Origin of the sequence: Pseudomonas sp. RA_15y_Pfl1_P11 (genome assembly GCF_963970975.1) — a bacterium.
Taxonomy (GTDB): Bacteria; Pseudomonadota; Gammaproteobacteria; order Pseudomonadales; family Pseudomonadaceae; genus Aquipseudomonas; species Aquipseudomonas tritici.
Window position 1 is genome coordinate 218,932 of the sequence record NZ_CAXAOY010000008.1, and the last position, 22,933, is coordinate 241,864.

At 59.7% G+C, this 22,933-nt stretch carries 21 protein-coding genes; 9 read left to right on the top strand and 12 right to left on the bottom strand.

What is annotated here, in order from left to right; all coding sequences use genetic code 11:
• Positions 1-6: 6 nt before the first annotated feature.
• Positions 7-2,127, top strand: coding sequence for a TonB-dependent receptor (locus tag AACY44_RS13290; protein WP_339416691.1), 2,121 nt, complete (start codon positions 7-9; stop codon positions 2,125-2,127).
• 101 nt (positions 2,128-2,228) lie between these two features.
• Here AACY44_RS13290 and AACY44_RS13295 read toward each other — a convergent pair whose 3' ends face one another.
• The 7 genes from AACY44_RS13295 to AACY44_RS13325 all read right to left on the bottom strand — a co-directional run bounded on the left by AACY44_RS13295 (position 2,229) and on the right by AACY44_RS13325 (position 10,037).
• Complete coding sequence (locus AACY44_RS13295; RefSeq protein ID WP_339416692.1) at positions 2,229-2,774, bottom strand: DUF2058 domain-containing protein; 546 nt, start codon at positions 2,772-2,774, stop codon at positions 2,229-2,231.
• 25 nt (positions 2,775-2,799) lie between these two features.
• Positions 2,800-3,633 carry a nucleoside triphosphate pyrophosphohydrolase gene (mazG, locus tag AACY44_RS13300; protein ID WP_339530399.1) on the bottom strand — a complete coding sequence of 278 codons (834 nt, stop codon included), beginning with the start codon at positions 3,631-3,633 and terminating at the stop codon, positions 2,800-2,802.
• A gap of 82 nt (positions 3,634-3,715) precedes the next feature.
• Positions 3,716-5,959 carry a GTP diphosphokinase gene (gene relA / locus AACY44_RS13305; protein WP_339416694.1) on the bottom strand — a complete coding sequence of 748 codons (2,244 nt, stop codon included), beginning with the start codon at positions 5,957-5,959 and terminating at the stop codon, positions 3,716-3,718.
• A gap of 120 nt (positions 5,960-6,079) precedes the next feature.
• Positions 6,080-7,432, bottom strand: coding sequence for a 23S rRNA (uracil(1939)-C(5))-methyltransferase RlmD (rlmD, locus tag AACY44_RS13310; RefSeq protein ID WP_339416695.1), 1,353 nt, complete (start codon positions 7,430-7,432; stop codon positions 6,080-6,082).
• Positions 7,432-8,334: a cysteine synthase CysM gene (gene cysM, locus AACY44_RS13315; protein WP_339416697.1), complete on the bottom strand. Its 903-nt coding sequence runs from the start codon at positions 8,332-8,334 to the stop codon at positions 7,432-7,434. Before cysM ends, rlmD begins: the two co-directional genes overlap by 1 nt.
• A 196-nt stretch (positions 8,335-8,530) precedes the next feature.
• Positions 8,531-9,136 carry a tRNA-uridine aminocarboxypropyltransferase gene (locus AACY44_RS13320; RefSeq protein WP_339427396.1) on the bottom strand — a complete coding sequence of 202 codons (606 nt, stop codon included), beginning with the start codon at positions 9,134-9,136 and terminating at the stop codon, positions 8,531-8,533.
• Positions 9,137-9,143: 7 nt separating this feature from the next.
• Positions 9,144-10,037 (bottom strand): LysR family transcriptional regulator, encoded by an 894-nt coding sequence (locus tag AACY44_RS13325; RefSeq protein ID WP_339416701.1) that lies wholly within the window; start codon positions 10,035-10,037, stop codon positions 9,144-9,146.
• A 242-nt stretch (positions 10,038-10,279) separates the two neighbouring features.
• Between AACY44_RS13325 and speB the strand changes: the two genes are divergently transcribed.
• The 4 genes from speB to AACY44_RS13345 are packed head-to-tail and all read left to right on the top strand — an operon-like array spanning position 10,280 to position 14,602.
• A complete protein-coding gene (speB, locus tag AACY44_RS13330; protein WP_049712093.1) occupies positions 10,280-11,230 on the top strand; it encodes an agmatinase in 951 nt (316 codons plus the stop codon).
• Positions 11,230-11,652 carry a YybH family protein gene (locus tag AACY44_RS13335; protein WP_339416703.1) on the top strand — a complete coding sequence of 141 codons (423 nt, stop codon included), beginning with the start codon at positions 11,230-11,232 and terminating at the stop codon, positions 11,650-11,652. Before speB ends, AACY44_RS13335 begins: the two co-directional genes overlap by 1 nt.
• A gap of 21 nt (positions 11,653-11,673) precedes the next feature.
• Entirely contained in the window at positions 11,674-13,185 is a 1,512-nt protein-coding gene (locus AACY44_RS13340; protein WP_339427395.1) for a purine-cytosine permease family protein, read from the top strand.
• Between the two features lie 34 nt (positions 13,186-13,219).
• Positions 13,220-14,602: a sodium:solute symporter gene (locus AACY44_RS13345; RefSeq protein WP_339416707.1), complete on the top strand. Its 1,383-nt coding sequence runs from the start codon at positions 13,220-13,222 to the stop codon at positions 14,600-14,602.
• 513 nt (positions 14,603-15,115) lie between these two features.
• On the opposite strand, the gene AACY44_RS13350 is transcribed toward AACY44_RS13345, so the two are convergent.
• Positions 15,116-15,238 (bottom strand): PA1414 family protein, encoded by a 123-nt coding sequence (locus AACY44_RS13350; RefSeq protein WP_003193089.1) that lies wholly within the window; start codon positions 15,236-15,238, stop codon positions 15,116-15,118.
• Between the two features lie 142 nt (positions 15,239-15,380).
• Positions 15,381-16,274: a putrescine utilization regulator PtrR gene (gene ptrR, locus AACY44_RS13355; RefSeq protein WP_339416709.1), complete on the bottom strand. Its 894-nt coding sequence runs from the start codon at positions 16,272-16,274 to the stop codon at positions 15,381-15,383.
• 103 nt (positions 16,275-16,377) lie between these two features.
• Between ptrR and AACY44_RS13360 the strand changes: the two genes are divergently transcribed.
• The gene (locus AACY44_RS13360) at positions 16,378-17,586 is read left to right on the top strand and encodes an MFS transporter (RefSeq protein WP_339416711.1); all 1,209 of its coding nucleotides are present in this window, start codon (positions 16,378-16,380) and stop codon (positions 17,584-17,586) included.
• On the opposite strand, the gene AACY44_RS13365 is transcribed toward AACY44_RS13360, so the two are convergent.
• The 3 genes from AACY44_RS13365 to AACY44_RS13375 form a co-directional block, all read right to left on the bottom strand.
• A complete protein-coding gene (locus AACY44_RS13365) occupies positions 17,498-18,940 on the bottom strand; it encodes an NCS1 family nucleobase:cation symporter-1 (protein ID WP_339416713.1) in 1,443 nt (480 codons plus the stop codon). The two genes, AACY44_RS13360 and AACY44_RS13365, sit on opposite strands and share 89 nt — an antisense overlap.
• Before the next feature lie 198 nt (positions 18,941-19,138).
• Positions 19,139-19,537, bottom strand: coding sequence for a DUF2177 family protein (locus AACY44_RS13370; protein ID WP_339416715.1), 399 nt, complete (start codon positions 19,535-19,537; stop codon positions 19,139-19,141).
• A gap of 52 nt (positions 19,538-19,589) precedes the next feature.
• Positions 19,590-20,426: a CvfB family protein gene (locus AACY44_RS13375; protein ID WP_339416717.1), complete on the bottom strand. Its 837-nt coding sequence runs from the start codon at positions 20,424-20,426 to the stop codon at positions 19,590-19,592.
• 336 nt (positions 20,427-20,762) lie between these two features.
• Here AACY44_RS13375 and AACY44_RS13380 point away from each other — a divergent pair, with 336 nt between their 5' ends.
• The 3 genes from AACY44_RS13380 (at position 20,763) to AACY44_RS13390 (ending at position 22,805) form a co-directional block, all read left to right on the top strand.
• Complete coding sequence (locus AACY44_RS13380) at positions 20,763-20,942, top strand: hypothetical protein (RefSeq protein WP_003193095.1); 180 nt, start codon at positions 20,763-20,765, stop codon at positions 20,940-20,942.
• Between the two features lie 208 nt (positions 20,943-21,150).
• Positions 21,151-21,873 (top strand): TorF family putative porin, encoded by a 723-nt coding sequence (locus tag AACY44_RS13385; protein ID WP_339416719.1) that lies wholly within the window; start codon positions 21,151-21,153, stop codon positions 21,871-21,873.
• A 65-nt stretch (positions 21,874-21,938) separates the two neighbouring features.
• On the top strand, positions 21,939-22,805 hold the full coding sequence (locus AACY44_RS13390) for a DUF6279 family lipoprotein (protein WP_339437488.1): 867 nt from the start codon (positions 21,939-21,941) through the stop codon (positions 22,803-22,805).
• Positions 22,806-22,933: the final 128 nt, after the last annotated feature.

The following is a 22,933-nucleotide window of genomic DNA, read 5'->3' on the forward strand; positions in this document are numbered from 1 at the left end:
AAGGTCATGAACAAATTGCAACTGGCAGCCCTGCTGCCCCTGCTCGGATCTATGAGCGGCCCAGCCTGGGCCGATCAAGTTGAAGAAAACCCACCAGCGCCCACCAACCTGCAATTACAGGCAACAGTGGTTTCGGCCACACGCAATGAAACCAGTATTGCGGCGATCCCTGGCTCTGTGCAGGTCATCAGCGAAGACCAGATCCGCCAGCAAACGGGTGCGGGACGCCGGGTTGCGGATATGCTCGGGCAATTGGTGCCGGGCATTGCTCCCTCCAGCGGTGGCATGAGCAACTTCGGCCAGACGCTTCGCGGCCGTAATACGCTGATCCTGATCGATGGTGTGTCCCAGAACGCCACGCGCGACAACTTCCGCCAGCTCAACAGCGTGGCACCGGAAAGCATCGAGCGCATTGAAGTGATATCCGGCGCCAGCAGTGTCTACGGTGCAGGTGCGTCAGGCGGCATCATCAATATCATCACCAAGCGCAACAAAGGTGAAGACCTGGCCTTCAGCAGCAAAATCGGCATGACCGCCGGCAACAACCTCAGCCACAAAGGTTTCTCCTACGAAACATTCCAGAGCGCAACGGGCCGTCAGGGCCCGGTGGACTGGTATGTTTCGGGTAACTACGTACAACGCAACGATCAGTTCGACGGCAACGCAAAGCGCATTCCCCAGGACACGTCCCAGGGCAGCAACATGGACACCGACACCTATGACCTGCAAGGTCGCTTCGGCTACGAGCTGGATGACGACAAGAAGATCAGCCTGTCGCTGCAAGACTACAAGGACGAGCAAGACACCCGTTACACCAAGAACCCACGCATCACCGACACCGCCGTCGCGGTCAAAGGCCTGGACCTGGATGACCAACCCTTCACCCACAACCAGGCGGTCAACCTCAACTACGCCGACAACGATTTCTACGGTCAGGGCTTGCAGGTCGAAAGTTACTGGCGGCGTGCCGACGCGTTGTTCTTCCCGGACCTGTCGCGTGGCCGCGCCGGGGTATCCGACAACAACAGCGTGCAAGATGTTTACGGCCTGCGCGCGGCGATCGATACGCAAATGCCGGACATCGGCCCGGCCACCGGCAACCTCGTCTGGGGCGCTGATTACGACCATGAAACCTCAAGCCAGCGCGGCGACCAATACCGCGTCAACGGCCTGGCCTACACCAAGACCGGCACCACGTTCGAACTCGGCCCCGACATCGCGACCAGCACCAAAGCCATCTTTGGGCAGCTGTCCTACGACATCGATGACTGGACCTTGCGTGGTGGCGTACGCCGCGAGTGGATCGAAAGCGAGGTTTCCGACAGCATCGCTTATGGCGAAATCGTCCAGACCGGCAATCGCGCGATACTGCCCGGTGGCACGCTCAAATACGATGACACCCTCTATAACCTCGGCGCGGTGTATCACCTGAGCGAAAACCAGGATGTGTTCATCAACTTCAGCCAGGGCTTTTCCCTGCCGGATATCCAGCGTTTCCTGCGTGACGTGAACAGCAAATACGACATTCAAAACCTGAATGCCCAAGCGCTGAAGGTCGACAGCTACGAGCTGGGCTGGCGTGGCAATTGGGACAAGTGGCAGGCCAACGTCACAGCGTATGAAAACACCTCGGATGTCACCCAGTTCTATGACGCCAATGATCGTGTACTGCGCCTGATCAATCAGAAAGAGCGTGTGCGCGGTATTGAAACCAGCCTGACGTACAACTTCACCGATCAATGGTCAGTAGGCGGCACTTACGCCTACGCCAAAGGCGAGACCCAGCAGAACGGCAAATGGATCGACCTGCCTGCCACACGCATCTCTCCCGCCAAGACGACCGCCTTTGTCGGCTACGACCGTGGCGACTACAGCCTGCGCCTGCAAGGTATGCGCCTGGCCGACTATGACGCCGCGTTCAAAGACAACAACGGCCGCGACATCAAAGGCTACACGCTGGCTGACCTATTGGGGTCGGTGAGGTTGCCGGTAGGTCGTCTCGAAGGTGCGGTGTACAACCTCACTAACCGCAACTACCAAAACATGTTCGCCCAGGCCAACGCGCGTGCACCGTACCCGAATGCCCAAGGTCGTACCTTCAGCCTGAGTTACGCAGTGGATTGGTGATCGGCTGACGCTACTGGTTAAAACACAAACCCCGCCTTTTGAGCGGGGTTTGTGTTTCTTGGCAGGGGCAAGCCCTTCACCACATGGCTGTTTTTACCGCCTTACCACATCAGGTCATCCGGGATCTGGTAGGCGGCGTAAGGATCATCCTCATCCGGCACTTGGCTTTCGGTGAGGATATTGAGCTGCACGATACGCTCCGGCGCACGCTCCTGGATCTTCAACGCTGCTTCGCGCGGGATCACCTCATAGCTGCCGCCGTGATGCACGATCGCCAGGGAGCCGTTGCTCAGCTTGTTGCGCATCAAGGTGTTGACCGACAGGCGCTTGACCTTCTTGTCATCCACGAAGTTGTAGTAGTCCTCGGTGGTCAGCTTGGGCAGGCGCGAGGTTTCGATCAGTTGCTTGACCTGGGCCGTGCGGGCCTTGGCCTCGGCTTTTTCCTGCTGCTGGCGGTTCAGCTCCTGGTCGCGCTTGATCTTCTCGGCCTTTGCCTCGGCTGCCAGGCGGACCTGGGTGTCGTCAGCCTCGATCTGGCCTTTGTGGACCAGGCGCTGCTGCTTCTGTTTGTCTTTGCCGACCTGCTTGGCCTGCTTTTGGTTGACCAGACCTGCTTTGAGCAACTGATCGCGGAGGGAAATGCTCATGGTGCTTACTCACTTAGGCAGCCGCTCAACCGCAGCTGGACATGTTCTTTTCCTGACGTTTGGCTTCGCCCCACAGGGCGTCCAACTCTTCGAGGGTGCAATCTTCTATGGGACGATGGGTATCGCGCAATGCCTGTTCGATAAATCGGAAACGTCGTTCGAACTTGGCATTGGCGCCACGCAGTGCGGTTTCCGGGTCGACCTTGAGGTGACGGGCCAGGTTGACCGCCGCAAACAGCAGGTCGCCGACCTCATCGGCAATAGCCACCGAGTCGTTATCGGCCATGGCTTCGAGCACTTCATCGAGCTCTTCGCGCACGTTATCCACCACCGGCAAGGCTGAAGGCCAATCGAAGCCCACCTGGCTGGCGCGTTTTTGCAACTTGGCGGCACGGGACAGGGCTGGCAAAGCGGCGGGCACATCGTCCAGCAGGGAGAGTTGCTCCGGTGCGTCGGATTTTTCCGCACGCTCCTCGGCCTTGATCTGCTCCCAGCGTTGCTTGACCTGGTCTTCGCTCAGCTGCGGGATATCCAGCGATGCATACAGATCGCCGGTGGGGAATACGTGGGGATGGCGACGGATCAGCTTGCGCGTGATGCTGTCGACCACCCCAGCAAATTCGAAGCGCCCTTCCTCCCGCGCCAACTGGCTGTAATACACCACCTGGAACAATAGGTCGCCCAACTCGCCTTGCAGGTGATCAAAATCGCCGCGCTCGATGGCGTCGGCGACTTCGTAGGCTTCTTCCAGCGTGTGCGGGACAATAGTGGCGTAGGTTTGCTTGATGTCCCACGGGCAGCCGTATTGCGGGTCGCGCAGACGGTTCATCAGGTGCAGCAGGTCATCCAGTGAATACATCAATTTGTGCCTAATCAAAAAGGAACGCCGCTGATCAAGTGTGAGAGCAAGCCCGCATTTCAAACCGCGGTTATCCAGTGACTCATGGTGCGCGATTACGCCGGGTTTCAATGATATTCGGCAACTGGGAAATCCGCCCCAGCAACCGCCCCAGTGCGTCCAGCCCCGGAATCTCGATGGTCAGGGACATCAACGCGGTGTTGTCCTCTTTGTTCGAGCGTGTGTTGACCGCCAGCACGTTGATCCGCTCATTGAGCAGCACTTGCGACACGTCACGCAGCAAACCGGAACGGTCGTAGGCGCGAACGATGATATCCACCGGGTAGGTCAGCACCGGCACCGGGCCCCAACTGACCTGGATGATCCGCTCCGGCTCACGCCCGCCCAATTGCAGCACCGAGGCGCAATCCTGGCGGTGAATGCTAACGCCACGGCCCTGAGTGATATAGCCGACGATGGCATCCCCGGGCAATGGCTGGCAGCAACCGGCGATTTGTGTCATCAAGTTGCCCACGCCCTGGATCTGAATATCGCCACGCTTGCCAGGCTTGTAGCCGATGGCCTTGCGCGGGATCAGTTCCAGCTGTTCGCTGCCGCGTTCCGGCTCGACCAGTTGCTGCGCCAGGTTGACCAGTTGCGCCAGGCGCAAATCGCCAGCACCGAGGGCGGCGAACATGTCTTCGGCAATCTTCATGTTGGCTTTTTCGGCCAGCTTGTCGAAGTCCACCTGCGGCAGGCCCAGGCGTGCCAGTTCGCGTTCAAGCAAGGTTTTACCGGCGGCGACGTTTTGGTCACGCGCCTGCAACTTGAACCAATGGACGATCTTCGCCCGCGCCCGCGACGTGGTGATGTAGCCCAGGTTCGGGTTAAGCCAGTCGCGGCTCGGCGTACCGTGCTTGCTGGTGATGATCTCGACCTGCTCACCGGTCTGCAGGCTGTAGTTGAGCGGCACGATGCGCCCGTTGATCTTGGCGCCCCGGCAGTTGTGGCCGATCTCGGTGTGTACGCGGTAGGCGAAATCCAGCGGCGTGGCGCCCTTCGGCAAGTCGATGGCGTGGCCGTCGGGGGTAAAGATGTAGACCCGGTCCGGCTCGATATCCACCCGCAACTGATCGGCCAGGCCGCCGATGTCACCGAGTTCTTCGTGCCATTCCAGCACTTGGCGCAGCCAGGAGATTTTCTCTTCGTACTGGTTGGACCCGGCCTTGACGTCGGTGCCCTTGTAGCGCCAGTGCGCACAAACGCCCAATTCGGCCTCTTCGTGCATGGCGTGGGTGCGGATCTGCACCTCCAGCACCTTGCCCTCGGGGCCGATCACCGCAGTGTGCAGCGAGCGATAACCGTTTTCCTTGGGGTTGGCGATGTAATCGTCAAACTCCTTGGGGATGTGCCGCCACAGCGTGTGGACGATACCCAGCGCGGTGTAGCAGTCGCGCATTTCTGGCACCAGCACACGCACGGCTCGCACATCGTAGATCTGGCTGAAAGCCAGGCCTTTGCGCTGCATTTTGCGCCAGATGGAATAGATGTGTTTGGCGCGGCCGCTGATGTCGGCTTCGACACCGGTGGCCTGCAACTCCGAGCGCAACTGGTTCATCACGTCGGCGATAAAACGCTCACGGTCGAGCCGCCGCTCGTGCAGCAACGTGGCAATCTGTTTGTACTGATCGGGTTCGAGGTAGCGGAAGGACAAGTCCTCCAGCTCCCACTTGATATGGCCGATACCCAGGCGGTGCGCCAGCGGCGCGTAGATATCGAAGACTTCGCGGGCGACGCGGTTGCGCTTCTCGTCGTCGGCGGTTTTTACCGCACGGATCGCGCAGGTACGCTCGGCCAGCTTGATCAGCGCGACGCGTACGTCGTCGACCATGGCCACCAACATCTTGCGCAGGTTTTCGACCTGACCCTGAGTGCCCAGCACCAAGGACTGACGCGGGCTGAGGCTGGCGCTGATCGCGGCCATGCGCAGCACACCGTCGATCAGCTTGGCCACTACCGAGCCGAAACGCTGGCCAACGGTCGCCAACTGAATGTGCCCTTCACGCACGCCGCGATACAGCACGGCGGCGATCAGCGAATCCTGGTCCAGCTTGAGATCAGCGAGGATCTCGGCGATTTCCAACCCGGTGCGAAAGCTTGACGTGCCTTCGGCCCACAGGTTCTTGGCCGCATTGTCTTGCTGCTCAGACTCACGAGCGAACTCGCAGGCTGCTTTCAAGGCTTCACGGTCCAGTGCCGGGTCGACACTGATGGCATGATCCAGCCATGCCTCGAGATTGATACTGCCGTCGGTGTTGATCGGCTGGTGTGCTCTCACCTGTACCATCTTGCTTACCTTCCCTACGACGCACCTTGGGGGCGCCAAAAATCATCCCGACCTCTGCTGCAAGCTCCCTGGCAGTTCACGACCCTGAAGAATGCAGGCCAGTCGGATTAAACGGGCATCCTAGCCCGCTTCAAATAACGCCATGGCCTCGACATGCGCGGTTTGCGGAAACATGTCGAGAATCCCGGCACGTTTTAGCCGGTAGCCTTGCTTGACCAACTCAACCGTGTCCCGCGCCAGCGTGGCTGGGTTGCAGGACACATACACCAGACGCTTGGCCTTGAGGGTCGCAAGCTTGCGCACAACCTCCAGGGCACCATCACGCGGTGGGTCCAAGAGTACCGCAGAAAAGCCCTGTTTGGCCCATTCTGCGTCAGTCAAAGGCTGGGACAAATCGGCCTGAAAAAACTGCGCATTATGCAAATCATTGCTGACGGCATTGACGGCAGCCCGCTCCACCATGGCCTGCACACCTTCCACCGCCACCACTTCACGCACCTGGCGCGCCAGTGGCAGGGCAAAGTTGCCCAGGCCGCAAAACAGATCCAGTACCCGCTCGTCGGGTTGTGGCGCCAGCCATTCCAAGGCCTGGGCGACCATCGCCGCGTTGACCCCGGCGTTGACCTGCACGAAGTCACCTGGCCGGTAGGCCAACTCCAGGTCCCACTGTTCCAATCGAAACCCCAACACCGAGTCGGGTTCGACCGGTTCCGGCTGGCCCTCGCCATGCAGCCATAATTGCGCTTCATGGAAATGGCAGAATTCTTTGAGGATCAGCAGGTCCGCGTCCGACAACGGTGCCATATGCCGCAGCAATAACGCGATGGACGTACCGCTGAACAGCTCCACATGCCCCAGGGCCTGAGGTTTGCTCAGCCGGCGCAACAGGTTCGGCAAGCGCTGCATGATCGGTTGCAAGGCCTGTACCAGCACCGGGCAATCATCGATGGCAACGATGTCTTGGCTGGCCACGGCGCGGAAACCGACTTCCAGATGTTTGGCCTTGGCATCCCAACGCACGGCCACACGGGCGCGGCGACGGTAACCGAACTCCGGGCCACTCAAAGGTGCAGCCCACTCTTGCGGTTCGACACCCGCCACACGGGACAGTTGCTCGGCGAGCATGCGCTGTTTCAGGGCAAGTTGTTCGGCGTGGGGCAAGTGCTGCACGCTGCAACCGCCGCAGCGGCCAACGTGCGCGCACGGTGCCGGGCGACGCAGTTCGCTGGCGGTGAACACACGTTCGGTGCGCGCTTCGACGATCTTGCCGTGGGCGCCCAGTACCCGTGCTTCGACTTCTTCGCCGGCCAGCGCACCATTCACAAACCAGGTGCGGCCCTCAAAGAACACGATGCCGCGCCCGTCATTGGCCAGGCGTTCGATGGTCAGGCGTTGTTTCTTTCCTACGGGGATCTGAGGGGCTCGGCTGCCGCCCGTCGGTTGGAAACGCAGCCCCCTCTCGTGCTTGGCCATCAGTGAGGTTCGTCGAAGAGGCCGGTCGACAGGTAACGGTCGCCTCGGTCACAGATAATCGCAACGATCACCGCGTTTTCCACTTCTTTTGACAATCGCAACATACCGGCCACCGAGCCACCGGAGGACACGCCGCAGAAGATGCCTTCTTCACGGGCCAGGCGGCGGGTGGTGTCTTCGGCTTCACGCTGGGCCATGTCGATGATGCGGTCCACGCGGGTCGCGTTGTAGATCTTCGGCAGATACTCTTCGGGCCAACGGCGGATGCCCGGGATGGCAGAGCCTTCCATCGGTTGCAGGCCGATAATCTGGATCTCGGGGTTCTGCTCCTTGAGGTAGCGCGAATTGCCCATGATGGTGCCGGTGGTCCCCATCGAACTGACGAAATGGGTGATGGTGCCCCCGGTCTGGCGCCAGATTTCCGGGCCGGTGGTGGTGTAGTGCGCCTCGGGGTTGTCGCCGTTGGCGAACTGGTCCAGCACCTGGCCACGGCCTTCGGCGGCCATGCGTTCGGCGAGATCGCGCGCGCCTTCCATGCCTGCTTCCTGGGTCACCAGCACCAACTCGGCGCCATAGGCGGTCATCGCGGCCTTGCGCTCGGCGCTGCTGTTGTCGGGCATGATCAGCACCATCTTGTAACCCTTGATCGCGGCGGCCATGGCCAGGGCGATCCCGGTGTTACCCGAGGTGGCTTCGATCAGGGTGTCGCCCGGCTTGATCTGCCCGCGCAACTCGGCGCGGGTGATCATCGACAACGCCGGACGGTCCTTGACGGAGCCGGCCGGGTTGTTGCCTTCGAGCTTGAGCAACAAGGTATTGCTGGTTTCGCCCGCCATGCGTTGCAAGCGGACCAGGGGCGTGTTGCCGACGCAATCGGCGATTGTAGGGTACTGCAAGGTCATGGCGTATTCGCAATCCAGACTGCGGGGGCGGACATCATACCGGGAAAGCCCGGCAGGCCATATCACGCAAAGTGCGGTGCTTATGGCTTAAAGGCATAAGCAGAGAATGTGTTGCCTGGGAGCCCGCTCCGACGCTTGGAGTACATTCTCCTGTGAGCGCTGGCTTGCCTGCGATGGCCGCGACGCGGTCAGCCTGCTAACCCAGTCGTCCATCGCCGTGGTTTCGCTGAAAAACCTCCTCCCCCATCGCCGCAATCTGGCCTTCGATCAATGCTTCGAAGGGCTTGAGCAATGGTTCGAATGAGGAGGGGGCTTCCAGCACTTGCAATGCCTGCACAATGGCTTCCACTGTGGACAAGGCACCCGGCCCTGGCGCCTTGCGCAGCCGATACCGGGAAACGGCGCCCTCGGCCAACGTTACCCGGGGCAACGCCGCCAACAATGGATTGAGGTGCAGCAGTTTGCGCGCCTTGCGCCAGGTGCCGTCGGGAACGACCAACAACACGGGCTGATCACCGGGAGCATAGGCTTGCAGCGGCTGCGCGTCCTCTGCAGGAAACAATAGTCGCGCTTGGTAGCCGTGCGGATTCAGCAAGGTAGGCAAGTCATCAAACGTCTCCCCCACTACCAATTGCGCATTGTTCAACCCCAACGCCGCCAAACGCGCAGTGTTCAGCGCATGGTTGACCTCACTCGGGTGCTGCAACAGCAATACGCGGGTGCGGCTGTCGAGGCTGGGGATCAGCGCGCACAGGCAGTGGGTGGTGGGCCGCAAGCAGCGGGTGCATTGGGGTCTGGACATAGTGGTTTCAGGCCTGGTTGAGCTGGGCTTTGAGCAAGTCGCGGAAGGTCTGGATCAGTGGTTCACGGCTGCGGCCGCGGCGCATGATCATCGAGAACGGCGCCTGGTAGCCGAAGGTCGCCGGCAGCAACACGCGCAGGTCGCCCTTGTCGGCCCAGGCCTGGGCGTAGTGCTCGGGCAGGTAGCCGATATAGGCGCCGGACAGCACCAGGATCAACTGCGCTTCCATACTTTCCACGGTCGCGGCGCTGTGCTTGAAACCGTGGCGCGCCAGTTCGGCCTGGCTCCAGTAGCCACGACCGACCATGCGTTGTTGGGTGATGACTTGCTCGGGGATACGCCGTTCATTGAATAGAGGATGCCGGGTGCTGCAATACAACCAATGCTGCTCGCGATACAGCGGCATGTAGATCAGCCCGCTCATGCGGTTGGAGAAAGCGCCGATGGCCAGGTCCAGGCGATTGTCCTGCACGCCCAATTGCAGTTCGTAAGGGCTCATCACCGACAAGTGCAGGTGCACCGCCGGGTGTTCCTGGCTGTAGGCGCCGATGACTTCGGCGAACGGCAGGGCTTTGTCGCTGACGGTGGAGTCGAGCACGCCGAGCTTGAGGGTACCGCGCAGTTCGCCCTTCAACGCCGCCGCGTATTGCTCGAACCCTTCCAACTCACCGAGCAGGCGAAGGGTTTCCTGATGGAACAACTCGCCCTTGCTGGTCAGGCTGAAGCCGCCCCGGCCGCGATGGCACAACACCAGCCCCAGCGCCGATTCCAATTGGCTCATATAAGTGCTGATGGCCGACGTCGACAGGTTGAGTGCGTGCTGGGCATTGGCGAACCCCTGGTGCCGCACGACGCTGACGAAGATGCGCAAGAGTTTCAGGTCGGGCAGAGCACTGGCCATGGGGTCTCCGAAGGCACACACAAAATCCTCTGGGAGCGGGCTTGCTCGCGAATGCGGTGGATCAGTCAAACGATCTTTGAATGACACACCGCATTCGCGAGCAAGCCCACATTTGAACCGAGTTTACCTCAGCCATTAGTTTAGAAAAATCTGAACTAAGTATTTGCCCCTGGCGATTCTTTCGTTTCCAGGGATTTCGCAGAATCGGCCCCTAATAAACAAAACAACGATGAGGCACTCCCGTGGACAAGATTTTTCACCAACCACTGGGCGGCAACGAAATGCCGCGCTTTGCCGGCATCGCCACCATGATGCGCCTTCCCCACCTGCAATCGGCCAAGGGCCTGGACGCCGCTTTTGTCGGCGTGCCGCTGGACATCGGCACCTCGCTGCGCGCCGGCACCCGCTTCGGTCCGCGTGAAATCCGCGCTGAATCAGTGATGATCCGCCCCTACAACATGGCAACCGGCGCCGCGCCGTTCGACTCGCTGTCGGTGGCGGACATCGGCGACGTGGCGATCAACACCTTCAACCTGCTCGACGCCGTGCGCATCATCGAAGAAGCCTACGACGAGATCCTCGAGCACGGCGTGATCCCGATGACGCTGGGTGGCGACCACACCATCACCCTGCCGATCCTGCGGGCGATCCATAAAAAACATGGCAAGGTAGGGCTGGTGCACATCGATGCCCACGCCGATGTCAACGACCATATGTTCGGCGAGAAAATCGCCCACGGCACCACCTTCCGCCGCGCCGTCGAAGAAGGCCTGCTCGATTGTGACCGCGTGGTGCAGATAGGCCTGCGCGCCCAGGGCTACACCGCCGAAGATTTCAACTGGAGCCGCAAACAAGGTTTCCGCGTGGTCCAGGCCGAAGAATGCTGGCACCACTCCCTCGCGCCATTAATGGCCGAAGTGCGTGAAAAAGTCGGCGGCGGCCCGGTGTACCTGAGCTTCGACATCGACGGTATCGACCCGGCCTGGGCGCCAGGCACCGGCACCCCGGAAATCGGCGGGCTGACCACGATCCAGGCCATCGAAATCATCCGTGGCTGCCAGGGCCTCGACCTGATTGGTTGCGACCTGGTAGAAGTTTCGCCGCCCTACGACACCACCGGTAACACCTCACTGCTGGGCGCTAACCTGCTGTACGAAATGCTCTGCGTACTGCCAGGCGTGGCACACCGCTGATGAGCACGCACGAAGTGCTGCAAGCCGCCGCCGACCTGGTAGCGGCCTTCGCTCGTAATGACCGCGCCGCGTACTTCGGCGCGTTCACGGCCGATGCCAGCTTTGTGTTCTACACCCTCCCCCAACCACTGCTCAGTCGCGATGCCTACCAGGCGCTGTGGGACAGTTGGCGCCGGGACGAGGGGTTCGAGGTGCTGTCATGCACCTCGAGCAACGCCTTTGTCAGCCAGCAGGGTGACGTGGCGATTTTCATGCATGACGTGGCCACCGAGTTGCGCATGCAAGGGGAGCAATTCTTTAGCCAGGAGCGCGAGACCATTGTCTTTAGACGGCAAGGGTCTGGCACACAACAAAAACAAGGCCTGTGGCTGGCCTGTCACGAACATTTGTCCGCTATGCCGGAAGGGCTCCCGCCCCCTTAGCCAATATGATCGGAGCTGATCATGAATAATAAAAACAACGGTAAACGTATTCGCAAGATAGAAACCAACGGGGTCGAGCAGATCCCGGACCACGAACGCACCGCCACACCCAAGGATCTGTTCCGGCTGATCTTCGGCGGAGCCAATACCTTTGCCACCGCGGTGCTGGGTTCTTTCCCGGTGCTGTTCGGCTTGTCATTTCAGGCCGGCGTCTGGGCGATTGTGCTGGGCGTGCTGGTGGGTGCGCTGATCCTGGCGCCCATGGGACTGTTCGGGCCGATCAATGGCACCAACAATGCGGTGTCTTCCGGTGCGCACTTCGGCGTGCACGGGCGGATTGTCGGCTCGTTTCTGTCGCTGCTGACGGCGATTGCCTTCTTCTCACTGTCGGTATGGAGTTCAGGCGATGCGTTGGTGGGCGGTGCAAAACGTCTGATCGGCCTGCCGGAAACCGACCTGAGCCTGGGCCTGGCCTACGGCGTGTTCGCCCTTCTCGTACTGACGGTGTGCATCTACGGCTTTCGCTTCATGTTGTGGGTCAACCGCATCGCGGTGTGGGCGGCGAGCCTGCTGTTTCTGCTGGGGATCTTCGCCTTTGCCCCGGCTTTCGACCGCCATTTTGCCGGCACCGTAGCGATGGGGCAGACCGGTTTCTGGGCGGCCTTTATCGGCGCCGCGCTGGTAGCCATGAGCAACCCGATTTCCTTCGGCGCGTTCCTCGGCGACTGGTCGCGCTACATCCCGCGTGAGACGTCGAAAATGCGCATCATGCTGGCGGTGGTCCTGGCACAGATTGCCACCTTGATCCCGTTCCTGTTCGGCCTGGCCACCGCGACCATCGTGGCGATCAAGGCGCCGGACTACATCGTGGCGAATAACTATGTCGGCGGTTTGCTGGCGGTCTCACCGACCTGGTTCTTCCTGCCGGTGTGTTTGATCGCGGTGATCGGTGGCATGTCCACCGGCACTACATCGTTGTATGGCACCGGGTTGGACATGTCCAGCGTGTTCCCGCGCCTGTTGTCGCGGGTCAAGGCCACGCTGCTGATTGGGGTGATGTCGATTGCCTTCATCTTTATCGGACGCTTCGCCGCCAACCTGGTGCAGAGCGTGTCGACCTTCGCCGTGCTGATCATCACCTGCACCACCCCGTGGATGGTGATGATGATCATGGGGCTGATTGTGCGTCGCGGCTTCTACTGCCCGGATGACCTGCAGGTGTTCACCCGTGGTGAAACCGGCGGACGCTACTGGTTCAGCCATGGGTGGAACTGGCGCGGGCTGGGGGCGTGGATTCCGAGTGCGCTGGTGGGCCTGTGCTTTGTCAACCTGCCGGGGCAGTTTGTCGGGCCGCTGGGCAACCTGGCCGATGGAATTGATATCAGCCTGCCGGTCACGCTGGGGCTGGCGTCGGTGGTGTACCTGACCTTGCTGCGTGTGTTTCCGGAACCGGCGGCTGTCTACGGCCCAACCGATCCCCGCACTAAGCGCATGGATGCGGGCGTTAAACCGGCACTGCAACCCGCCGCCTGATCCTCAAAAAAAAGATAATTGGAGACTCGCCGCCATGGCTTTGGATTTATTCGTCGTACTCATCTACGCGGCCGGCATGCTCGTGCTCGGCTATTACGGCATGCGTCGCGCCAAGACCCATGAGGACTACCTGGTGGCCGGGCGCAACCTGGGCCCGTCACTGTACATGGGCACCATGGCGGCCACGGTACTGGGCGGCGCATCGACAGTCGGCACCGTGCGCCTGGGTTATGTGCATGGCATCTCCGGCTTCTGGCTATGTGCCGCGCTGGGCATGGGCATCGTTGCGCTGAACCTGTTCCTCGCCAAGCCGCTGCTCAAGCTGAAGATCTTCACCGTCACCCAGGTCCTGGAAAAGCGCTACAACCCCATGGCGCGTCAGGCCAGTGCGGTGATCATGCTGGCGTATGCGCTGATGATCGGCGTGACCTCGATCCTGGCCATCGCCACGGTGTTGCAAGTGCTGTTCGGCCTGCCGTTCTGGATTTCGGTGCTGCTCGGCGGTGGCGTGGTGGTGGTGTATTCGACCATCGGCGGCATGTGGTCGCTGACGCTGACCGATATTGTGCAGTTCGTGATCAAGACCGTTGGCCTGATGTTTATCCTGCTTCCAATCTGCCTGTATCGCGTTGGCGGCTGGGACGAGCTGGTGGCCAAGCTGCCGGCGTCGAGCTTCAGCTTCACCGCCATCGGCTGGGACACGATCATCACCTACTTCATGATCTACTTCTTCGGCATCCTGATCGGCCAGGACATTTGGCAACGGGTGTTCACCGCGCGTGACGAAAAAGTCGCACAATACGCAGGCACCTTCGCCGGCTTCTACTGCATCCTCTACGGCCTGGCCTGTGCACTGATCGGCATGGCGGCGCAGGTGCTGATTCCGGACCTGGATAACGTCAACAACGCCTTTGCCGCGATCGTGAAAGTGTCGCTGCCCGACGGGATTCGCGGCCTGGTGATTGCCGCGGCTCTCGCGGCGATGATGTCCACGGCCAGCGCCGGTTTGTTGGCCGCCTCCACCGTCCTCACCGAAGACCTGCTGCCGCGCCTGCGTGGCGGTAAACAGTCGAGCCTGGCGATCAACCGTTTGTTCACGATGCTGACCGGTATTGCCGTGCTGGGTATCGCACTGGTAGTGAACGATGTGATCAGCGCACTGACCCTGGCCTACAACCTGCTGGTGGGCGGTATGTTGATTCCGTTGATGGGGGCGATCTTCTGGAAGCGCGCGACGACGTCGGGGGCGATTAGCTCAATGACCTTGGGGTTTGTGACGGCGCTGGTATTTATGTTCAAGGACGGGCTGGATGCGAACACGCCGATTTACTACAGCCTGGCGGTCGGGCTGGTGAGTTTTGTACTGGTGAGTTTGTTGTCGCGTAAGCCGGAGGCGGTGGTGGCTCGGGCTGTGTGATGCATAACAGAATGTAGAGCGGTTTCTTCAGCGGGTGCGACGTCGGATGTCGCACCCGTTTTTTATCCCTCAACGCTCAAGTGTGAGTTTGCTGGATGATTTCCTGGACTAAAGAGGCCCATACCAATCCATGCGTTGTTCAATTTGGGGCATCCGTCTGGTGAATCACCAAGGCACGCACGCTACGCAAATCTGCCTGCTCAATCGATAGAAACCTACGACGCTCAACCCTGTCGGAAATCACCATACCTTCGCCATCAATGCTCGACATCCCACTACCCTTGCGTCCTTGTGAAGACGAAAATAGAGAAGGACGAACCGGAAAAAGACACGGATGACAGGATAGGAAGAAGGGTCCGACGACAACCCTGGTCTCGTCAGATAATTCAGTAAAGCGGTAGGGAACAAACTGCGGCTGCGCCCGAATGACAGGGAACCGAGCACGCCCTGAAAAACACCCCATTGCACAGCGCCCGCACGATCAACGAATCGATCGCATGAGCGCTTCAGGACTTACCTGCGGCGCGGGCGGCGCTGCTCATCATCTGTGCGAATAGGCACCGGTTGTAGCGGAGGCTCGATCAAGCCCAGTGCAACACCCAGATCATGGAGCCAGTTTTGAATTTTCTCTTTCATGGTTGCCCCCCTTGAGGGTAATGCTGGTAGGCGCAAGTTCTGTCGCCTTTTCCTACATTGATAGTAGCCCTAAGTCCTACGTAATGCATGAACGAAACCACAACGAACTATTACTGAATTGATTCAAATCCTGACGGATCGTTCAAGCAATTGCACGTGCGTCTCGCAGGACCTCTGCCCTGCCCTCTTGCTGAACGTCGATCCATGCATTGAGGTTAGCGCCGAGCATACCCTTTCGCCACATCAGCCAGGTGGTCGCAGTGGCAAAAGGCCCCATCAGCGGATGAACGGACACATTTTCCTTGCCTGGAAGGCTCTCGAGCATGGACTCGGACATCAACGCCACGCCGGAGCCGGCAATCACGCAGGCGAGCATGCCTTGATAGGATTCAATCTCGATTGCCCGCCCCATGGCCACACGCTCGTGGGAAAACCAGGTTTCCAGGCGAGTGCGATAAGCGCAACTGCGGCGGAAGGTGAACACTGAACGCCCGGCCACATCCTGCGGCCCGCGCACCGGCGGGTGATCGGCCTCGCATATCAGCACCAATCGTTCCTCGCACAGGGCGACGCCGTCCAGGGACGCGATGGTGATGGAGCCGTCCACGAATGCAGCATCCAGACGACCGGTGATCAAGCCTTCGAGCAACTCACCGCTGGGCGCCGATTGCACTTGCAGGTTCACCATCGGATAAGCCTTGTGATAGCGCGCCAGCAGCTTGGGCAAGTGAACCGCTGCCGTGCTGTACATGCTGCCCAACACAAAATCTCCAGCCGGTTGCCCGCCTTGCACGGCGCCATGGGCTTCGTCGTGCAACGCCAGCAGACGGGTGCTGTAGTCGAGCAACACCTTGCCTGCCGGAGAAAGCTGCAAGCGTTGGCGTTCACGCACGAACAGCTCGACGCCGAGCTGTTCCTCCATCTGCTTGAGCCGGGTCGACAGGTTCGACGGCACCCGATGCAGACGCTCGGCGGCGCGGGTGATGGAGCCCTCTTCGGCCACGGCCTGGAAAATGCGCAATTGACTGAACTCCATACCTTTCTCCAAAACTGAACAAGTTGCTCACTATTATTCAATTTTACAGAAAGTCAATCAGCTTTAGCCTGTGGGTATTCGCTTACCCGCAGGAAATTTGACCATGTCTCCCTTGATTCGCTTACTTGCCAGCTTTGTCGCCCTGATGATGGCGATGGGCATTGGCCGCTTCGCCCTCACCCCACAAATGCCGCACCTGCTCAGTGAGGGGCAGATCGACCTGACCGGCGCAGGCCTGATCGCTGCCGCCAACTACCTGGGCTACTTCGTCGGCGCGGTGGATTCGATCTTTGCGCGCAGGCACCACCAGGTGCGCGGGCGCTTGTATGGCGGCTTATGGTTGTGTGTGTTGCTGACGCTGGCGTCGTATTGGGCTTATGGGTTCTGGCCGCACTTATTGCTGCGCTTTGGTACCGGTGTCGCGAGTGCATGGGCACTGGTGATGATCACCAGCCTCAGCCAACCATTGGCGATTGCAGCCGGGCGTCCACGCCTGGGCGCCTTGGTATTCGCCGGACCAGGGTTGGGGATACTGTTGACCGGGTTACTGGCCCTGGGCTCCAACCTGCTGGAGCAAAACTCGGCAACGTTGTGGCTGGTGTATGGCGTGGTGGCGCTGGTGATGTTGTTGGCAATCCTGCCTTTCCTGCCCAGGCCTTATGCCGATGGCCCAGCGGTTGCCAGCGGCACCGAGGTAGGCAGCAACGGCAGCATCGCGCATTTGTGCTGGATCTACGTGCTGTTCGGCCTTGGCTACATCATTCCGGCAACCTTCCTGTCGCAGATGGCCAGCGCTCAGTTCAAAGGCGCCTGGCAGGCCGATCTGTTCTGGCCGTGCTTTGGCCTGGCCGCAGCGATTGGCGTGGGAGTGGCGAGCCTGCGCCGCAAGGACCCGCACACCACGCGCCGCTGGCTGATGACCACGCTGTGGCTGCAAGCGGCCGGTGTGTTCGCCTGTCTGTTCGGCAATGGCTGGGGTTTGGCGCTGGGCGTGCTGCTGTGTGGCGGGCCGTTCCTGGCCTGCATGCAGTTGGTGATGGCTCGCCTGCGGGACGTCGCGCCCCACGGCTACCAGCGCAGTACCGGGCTGCTGACCGCCAGCTTTGCCATCGGCCAACTGAGCGGCCCTTTGCTGGCATCGGTCAGCAGCCACCTCAGCGGCGGGTTGCAACCCGCGCTGGCGATTGCCGGCGCGGGCCTTTTAATAGCGGGCTCGGTACTGCTCAGCCGACAACCAGCGGCCCAGGCACACGAATCTGCTCACGCCGAGCCAACACCAGGAAAAACAGCCCACCCAGGAAGCAGCCGGTAAACCAAGCGAAGTTGGCCATAACCTGCAACGCCGGAGTAAAGGTGATCGCGACACCCACCAGCGTCGCCGGCACCAGCGCCTTGACCGCCGTCCAGTTCACGCCACCGTCGAAGTAGTAGCGCCCGCTGGGGCTGTCATCAAACAGTGCATCCACGTCGATCTTCTGTTTTTTGATCAGGTAGAAATCTACCATCAGAATCCCGAACAGTGGTCCGATAAAGGCGGCGAGGATATCCAGGGTGTAGTGGATCATCAGCGGGTTATTGAACAGGTTCCACGGCGTGATAAAGATCGACGCCACCGCGGCGATCATCCCTCCCGCACGCCAACTGATTTTGCTCGGCGCGACGTTGGCGAAGTCAAACGCCGGGGAAACGAAGTTGGCGACAATATTGATGCCAATGGTCGCGGTGACAAAGGCAAAGGCACCGAGCAACACCGCCATGCTGTTATCGATGCGCGAAACCGTGGCAATCGGGTCATGCAGCATTTCGCCGAACACCGGCAAGGTGCCCGAGACGATCACCACGGTGACCAGGGAAAACGCCAGGAAATTCACCGGCAGCCCCCAGAAGTTGCCGCGTCGTACGTCCTGCATGCTGCGGCAGTAGCGGCTGAAGTCACCGAAATTCAGGGTTGGCCCGGAGAAGTACGACACCACCAGCGCGGTGGCCACGATCACCTGGCCAAACGCCTGCCAACCCGACAGGGATTTCTCTGACAGCGTGAAGCTGATATTCGACCAACCCGCCTTCCACACGATCCAGCCGGCCAGGGCAAACATCACCGCATACACCACCGGCCCCGCCCAATCGATAAAGCGGCGAATAGACTCCATACCAGCCCAGAACACGGCCGCCTGCAGCAGCCACAGACTCAGGAAACCAAACCAGCCAAGGTAGGACAGGCCTGCAAAATGCGGTTCGGCATACACCGCCATCTGTGGGAAGAAGCGCAGCACCACAATGATCAACGCACTTGATGCCAAATACGTCTGGATCCCGTACCAGGCCACGGCGATAAAGCCACGAATCACAGCAGGGATATTCGCACCGAACACGCCGAACGCCAGCCGACAAATCACGGGGTAAGGCACAGCGGCCTGCTGGCTCGGCTTAGCCACCAGGTTGGCGATCAACTGCACAATGCAAATACCGGCGAGCAAGGCGATCAACACCTGCCAACTGGCCAGCCCCAGGGCGAATAGGCTGGCGGCGAACACATAGCCGCCAACGCTGTGCACGTCGCTCATCCAGAAGGCGAATATGTTGTACCAGGTCCACTTTTGCGGCAGTGGGCCCAAGTCCTTGTTATACAGGCGCGGGCTGTAGCCTTTGGGCAATTGTTCGGTCATCGCTGGGCTCCTCGAAATACCGGCCTGCGCTTCCGTCACGGGGTGCATACGGGAGGCGGTATGGTTTGTATACGAGACAGTCAGCAGAATGCGTGCCAATTGAGCGCAATCCCTTTGATACGGTGTTCCAAAGCGATTGATACAGGTCTAGAAGCAGGGACTACGCTCAGCTACGGTGCACATCAATCCTGTACACAATCAACGGTGCACTCGATGTGCACACAAGTAGCCCACCGTACAGCACGCCGCAGTCAGAAAGGTGCCCCAGGCCATGTCCATGATTGCCAACTGCGCGGACCAACCTTGCAGCGTGGCCCAGTTGCTCAGGTCATAGGTGCCGTAGGCAACCAGGCCAAGCAAGGCTCCAAGGCGGGCGGCGCGTTGCCAACGGGTGCTGGGCAAGACCACGAACACTACGCAACCCAGTACATAAAGGAGATAGAAGAATGTCGCGGGCAACAGGCGGGGCTGATCCAGCATCAGTGGACCCAGCAGGGATTTGTAGGTGGGTCCCATGAGGACGCCAAGCCAGAGGCCGTCCAGGATCAGGAACGCGAGCAGAGTGCCGAGGTAGGCGAAGAGCGTTTTCTTGGTCATTGATGAAACCTCTGTAGGCACCGGACGGCGCCTACAGAAGAGCAAAGTGCGATCAGCTTAGTTCAATGCGATCCGCGTGAATCACGATCTGGCCCTGCTTATACAGCGCACCAATGGCTTTCTTGAAGTTGCCCTTGCTCACGCCGAACACGTTACTGATGACCGTCGGGTCGCTTTTGTCGCTGACCGGCAAGGTGCCGTTGTTTTCACGCAACTTGGCGAGGATCTTCGCGTTCAGGCTGGAGGCTGCTTCCTGGCCGACCGGTTGCAGGCTCAGGCTGATATTGCCGTCAGCGCGGATCTCTTTGATAAAGCCCTTTTCTTCCTTGCCCGGGCGCAGGAACTTGAACACTTCGTTCTTGTGGATCAGGCCCCAATGCTTGTTGTTGATGATCGCCTTGAAACCCATATCAGTGGCTTCAGCCACCAGCAGGTCGACTTCCTGGCCCACCTGGTAGTTCGCCGGCGTTTTGTCCAGGTAACGATCCAGGCGTGCAGTGGCGGTGATGCGCTTGGTGTGTTTGTCGAGATAAACGTGCACCACGCAGTATTCACCTGCGGTCATCTGGCGTTTTTCTTCCGAGTACGGCAGCAACAGATCCTTGGGCAAGCCCCAGTCAAGGAACACGCCAATACTGTTGACTTCCACCACTTTCAAACTGGCGAATTCGCCCACTTGAACTTTTGGTTTTTCAGTGGTGGCGATGAGTTTGTCATCGCTGTCCAGATAGATGAAAACGTTAAGCCAGTCTTCATCTTCGCTGGGAATATCTTTAGGGATATACCGATTAGGCAAGAGGATTTCACCGTCTTGCGCACCATCCAGGTACAAACCGAAGTTAGTGTGTTTTACCACTTGCAAGCTGTTGTAGCGCCCGACTAAAGCCATGTCCAAATACCCTCATTGCGTGAGCGGCATTCTACCCGAGTTGGACCCGCCACGCGCGGGCGCCTGAAAAAACGCGGGCTGACGTGGCCTAGCAATAGCACCACCCAACGCACAGCCCCCGCTCGTCCGATCAACCGGCTGGTTTTTCCAAGCCGCCAACCGTCGTCCACCCCATGGTTTCGAATTAAAACAATAAGTTAGGGGGTTTATTTCAACAATGAAACTTTACCATTTCCGGCCGCAGCACTTATTCCCGGGAGATATTTACCAAGCAATTGTCAAGTATTTCCTGTACGATGCCTGGCCAAGTTAATTTTCTACAGGTTAGTGGCCGCCATGCGTGTAAAAGCATCCAACAGCAAAGCAAAGCCAGCTCCAGCCGTTGAAACCAGCGAATCGATCAACAGCCAGATCGCTGCGTTCCTTAAGTCCGGCGGCGAAATCCAGCAAATTGCCAAAGGCGTGAGCGGCCAGACTTTCGGCCCATCCAAGCAGATCAGCTTGGGTAAAAAGTAATACTGTGCAACACGCCTGGTCCCTAAGCGTCTTGCCCTCAAGGCGCTAGGACTAGAGTTCGAAATACCCTCTCCAATCATCCACATATTTGCATGAATCGACGAACGGGCCTCACCTGCCGGCATTCGCCGGTATGCTTGCACGCGTCTAACGCGGGCATCTGCCCGATGTCCTTCGTCACTGCTCCTCGCTTTTCATGGTGTGAAGCATGCTCAAATCCTGTATTTTCCTGGTCGCAGCCCTGCTGGCCAGCCCCTTCGCCGAAGCGCAAATCTTTCAGCGCGAATTTGGCGATTTCGATTTGAAATTGGGCACCACTCCCAGCCGCAGCATGGCGCAGGGCTTGGTCAAGCCGACGTCGCCTGGCAGCGACTCGTTCCATGGCGGGTTGGACCTGAGCCACGACAGCGGCCTGTACTTCGGCCAGTTTTCCCCAAATATGGGCTTGTCCTCAGCCAGCACCCTCGAAGTCGATTCCTACATGGGTTTCAAACACCCCTTCGACCAGACCTTAGGCTACGAAGTGGGCTTGATCCATTACAGCTACCCCAAGCTCAGCCCCCTCGACAGCCAGGAGTTCTACGGCGGCCTGAACCTGCTGGGCAATCGCTTTGGCGCCTCCTTCAGCAACGACCCGGACCGCCAAGACAGCACCCTATTTGCCGACCTCGGCGGCACCCAGCCTTTCGGCATTGGGGTCAGCATGAAATACACCACTCATCAGTTGGGCACTCCAGTCTCGGTGGACGGCGGCTCCATCCGCGCCTTCAGTGACTGGTCGGTGCAGTTCTCGCGGGACTGGATGGGCGTTGACCTGAACCTGATCTACAGCGACTCCAGCCTGAGCGGCGGGGATTGCTCGGCGTATTCCGGACATAATTCGCAATGCGATGGTCTGTTGACGTTGAAGGCTGCGCGGACGTTCTATTAATGGGCTGAACTGTCGCGCCCAGCGCGGGTTCACATGTGACACCCCATTCCGCGAAGGACCCGCCCATGCTGCGTCGGCTCAAATTACTGGTGGTATTACTGACCGTGAGCCTGATGCTCGCCGGCTGCAATCGTGTGGGCCTGGCCTACCGCAACCTGGACGTGATCATCCCCTGGACCCTCAACGATTATCTGGACATGAACGCCGGGCAAAAGAGCTGGTTCAACGACAGACTCAAGGAACACCTGGCCTGGCACTGCACCACGCAACTGCCGGTTTATCTGGATTGGCTGGATCGCCTGCAACAGATGGTCGACAACAATCAAGTCACCGAAGCCGCACTACAGTCCAGAACTGTCGAGGCCAAGCAGGCTATTGACGAGATCGCCCGTGAGATCACGCCATCAGCCATCGAACTGCTCAAGGGCCTGGACGATCAGCAGGTCAGGGAAATGAACGAGGCATTGGCCAAGGATCTACGCAAGCGCCGGGATGAATACCTCAAGCCGCCCCTCGCCCAGCAGATCAAAGAGCGCGCCGAGCGTATGAGCAAGCGCCTGGATGCGTGGATCGGCCCGCTCAGCACCCGTCAGCAAAGTCGCGTAACGGCCTGGTCGCTCGCTTTGGGAGACCAGAACACGGGATGGATCGGCAACCGTGCGCAGTGGCAGGCTCAATTCATCGACGCCGTGCAACACCGCGGTAGCACCGACTTTCCGCAGAAAATGCAGCAGCTGCTGGTGGATCGGGAAAGTTTGTGGACCCCGCAATACCGCGCCGCTTATGCCCAGACAGAAGCGGCAGCGCGCAGTCTGTTGGTCGACCTGATGGGTGACAGTAGTGCGCAACAACGCTTGAAGCTGACGCAGAAGATTGATGGGGTGCGCAGCGAATTCAAGGCACTCAAATGCCTGAAGGCCGCCACACATTGACAATGTGGGAGGCCCCACTACATCTTCGACGTAGCGCTGTCGCGCATCAAACTGGTTCATCGTAAGGTTATAGAACGCGTGCGGGGCAAAGGCCGTAGCCAGCACTGGTGTGTCAGCACCCGAGTGGG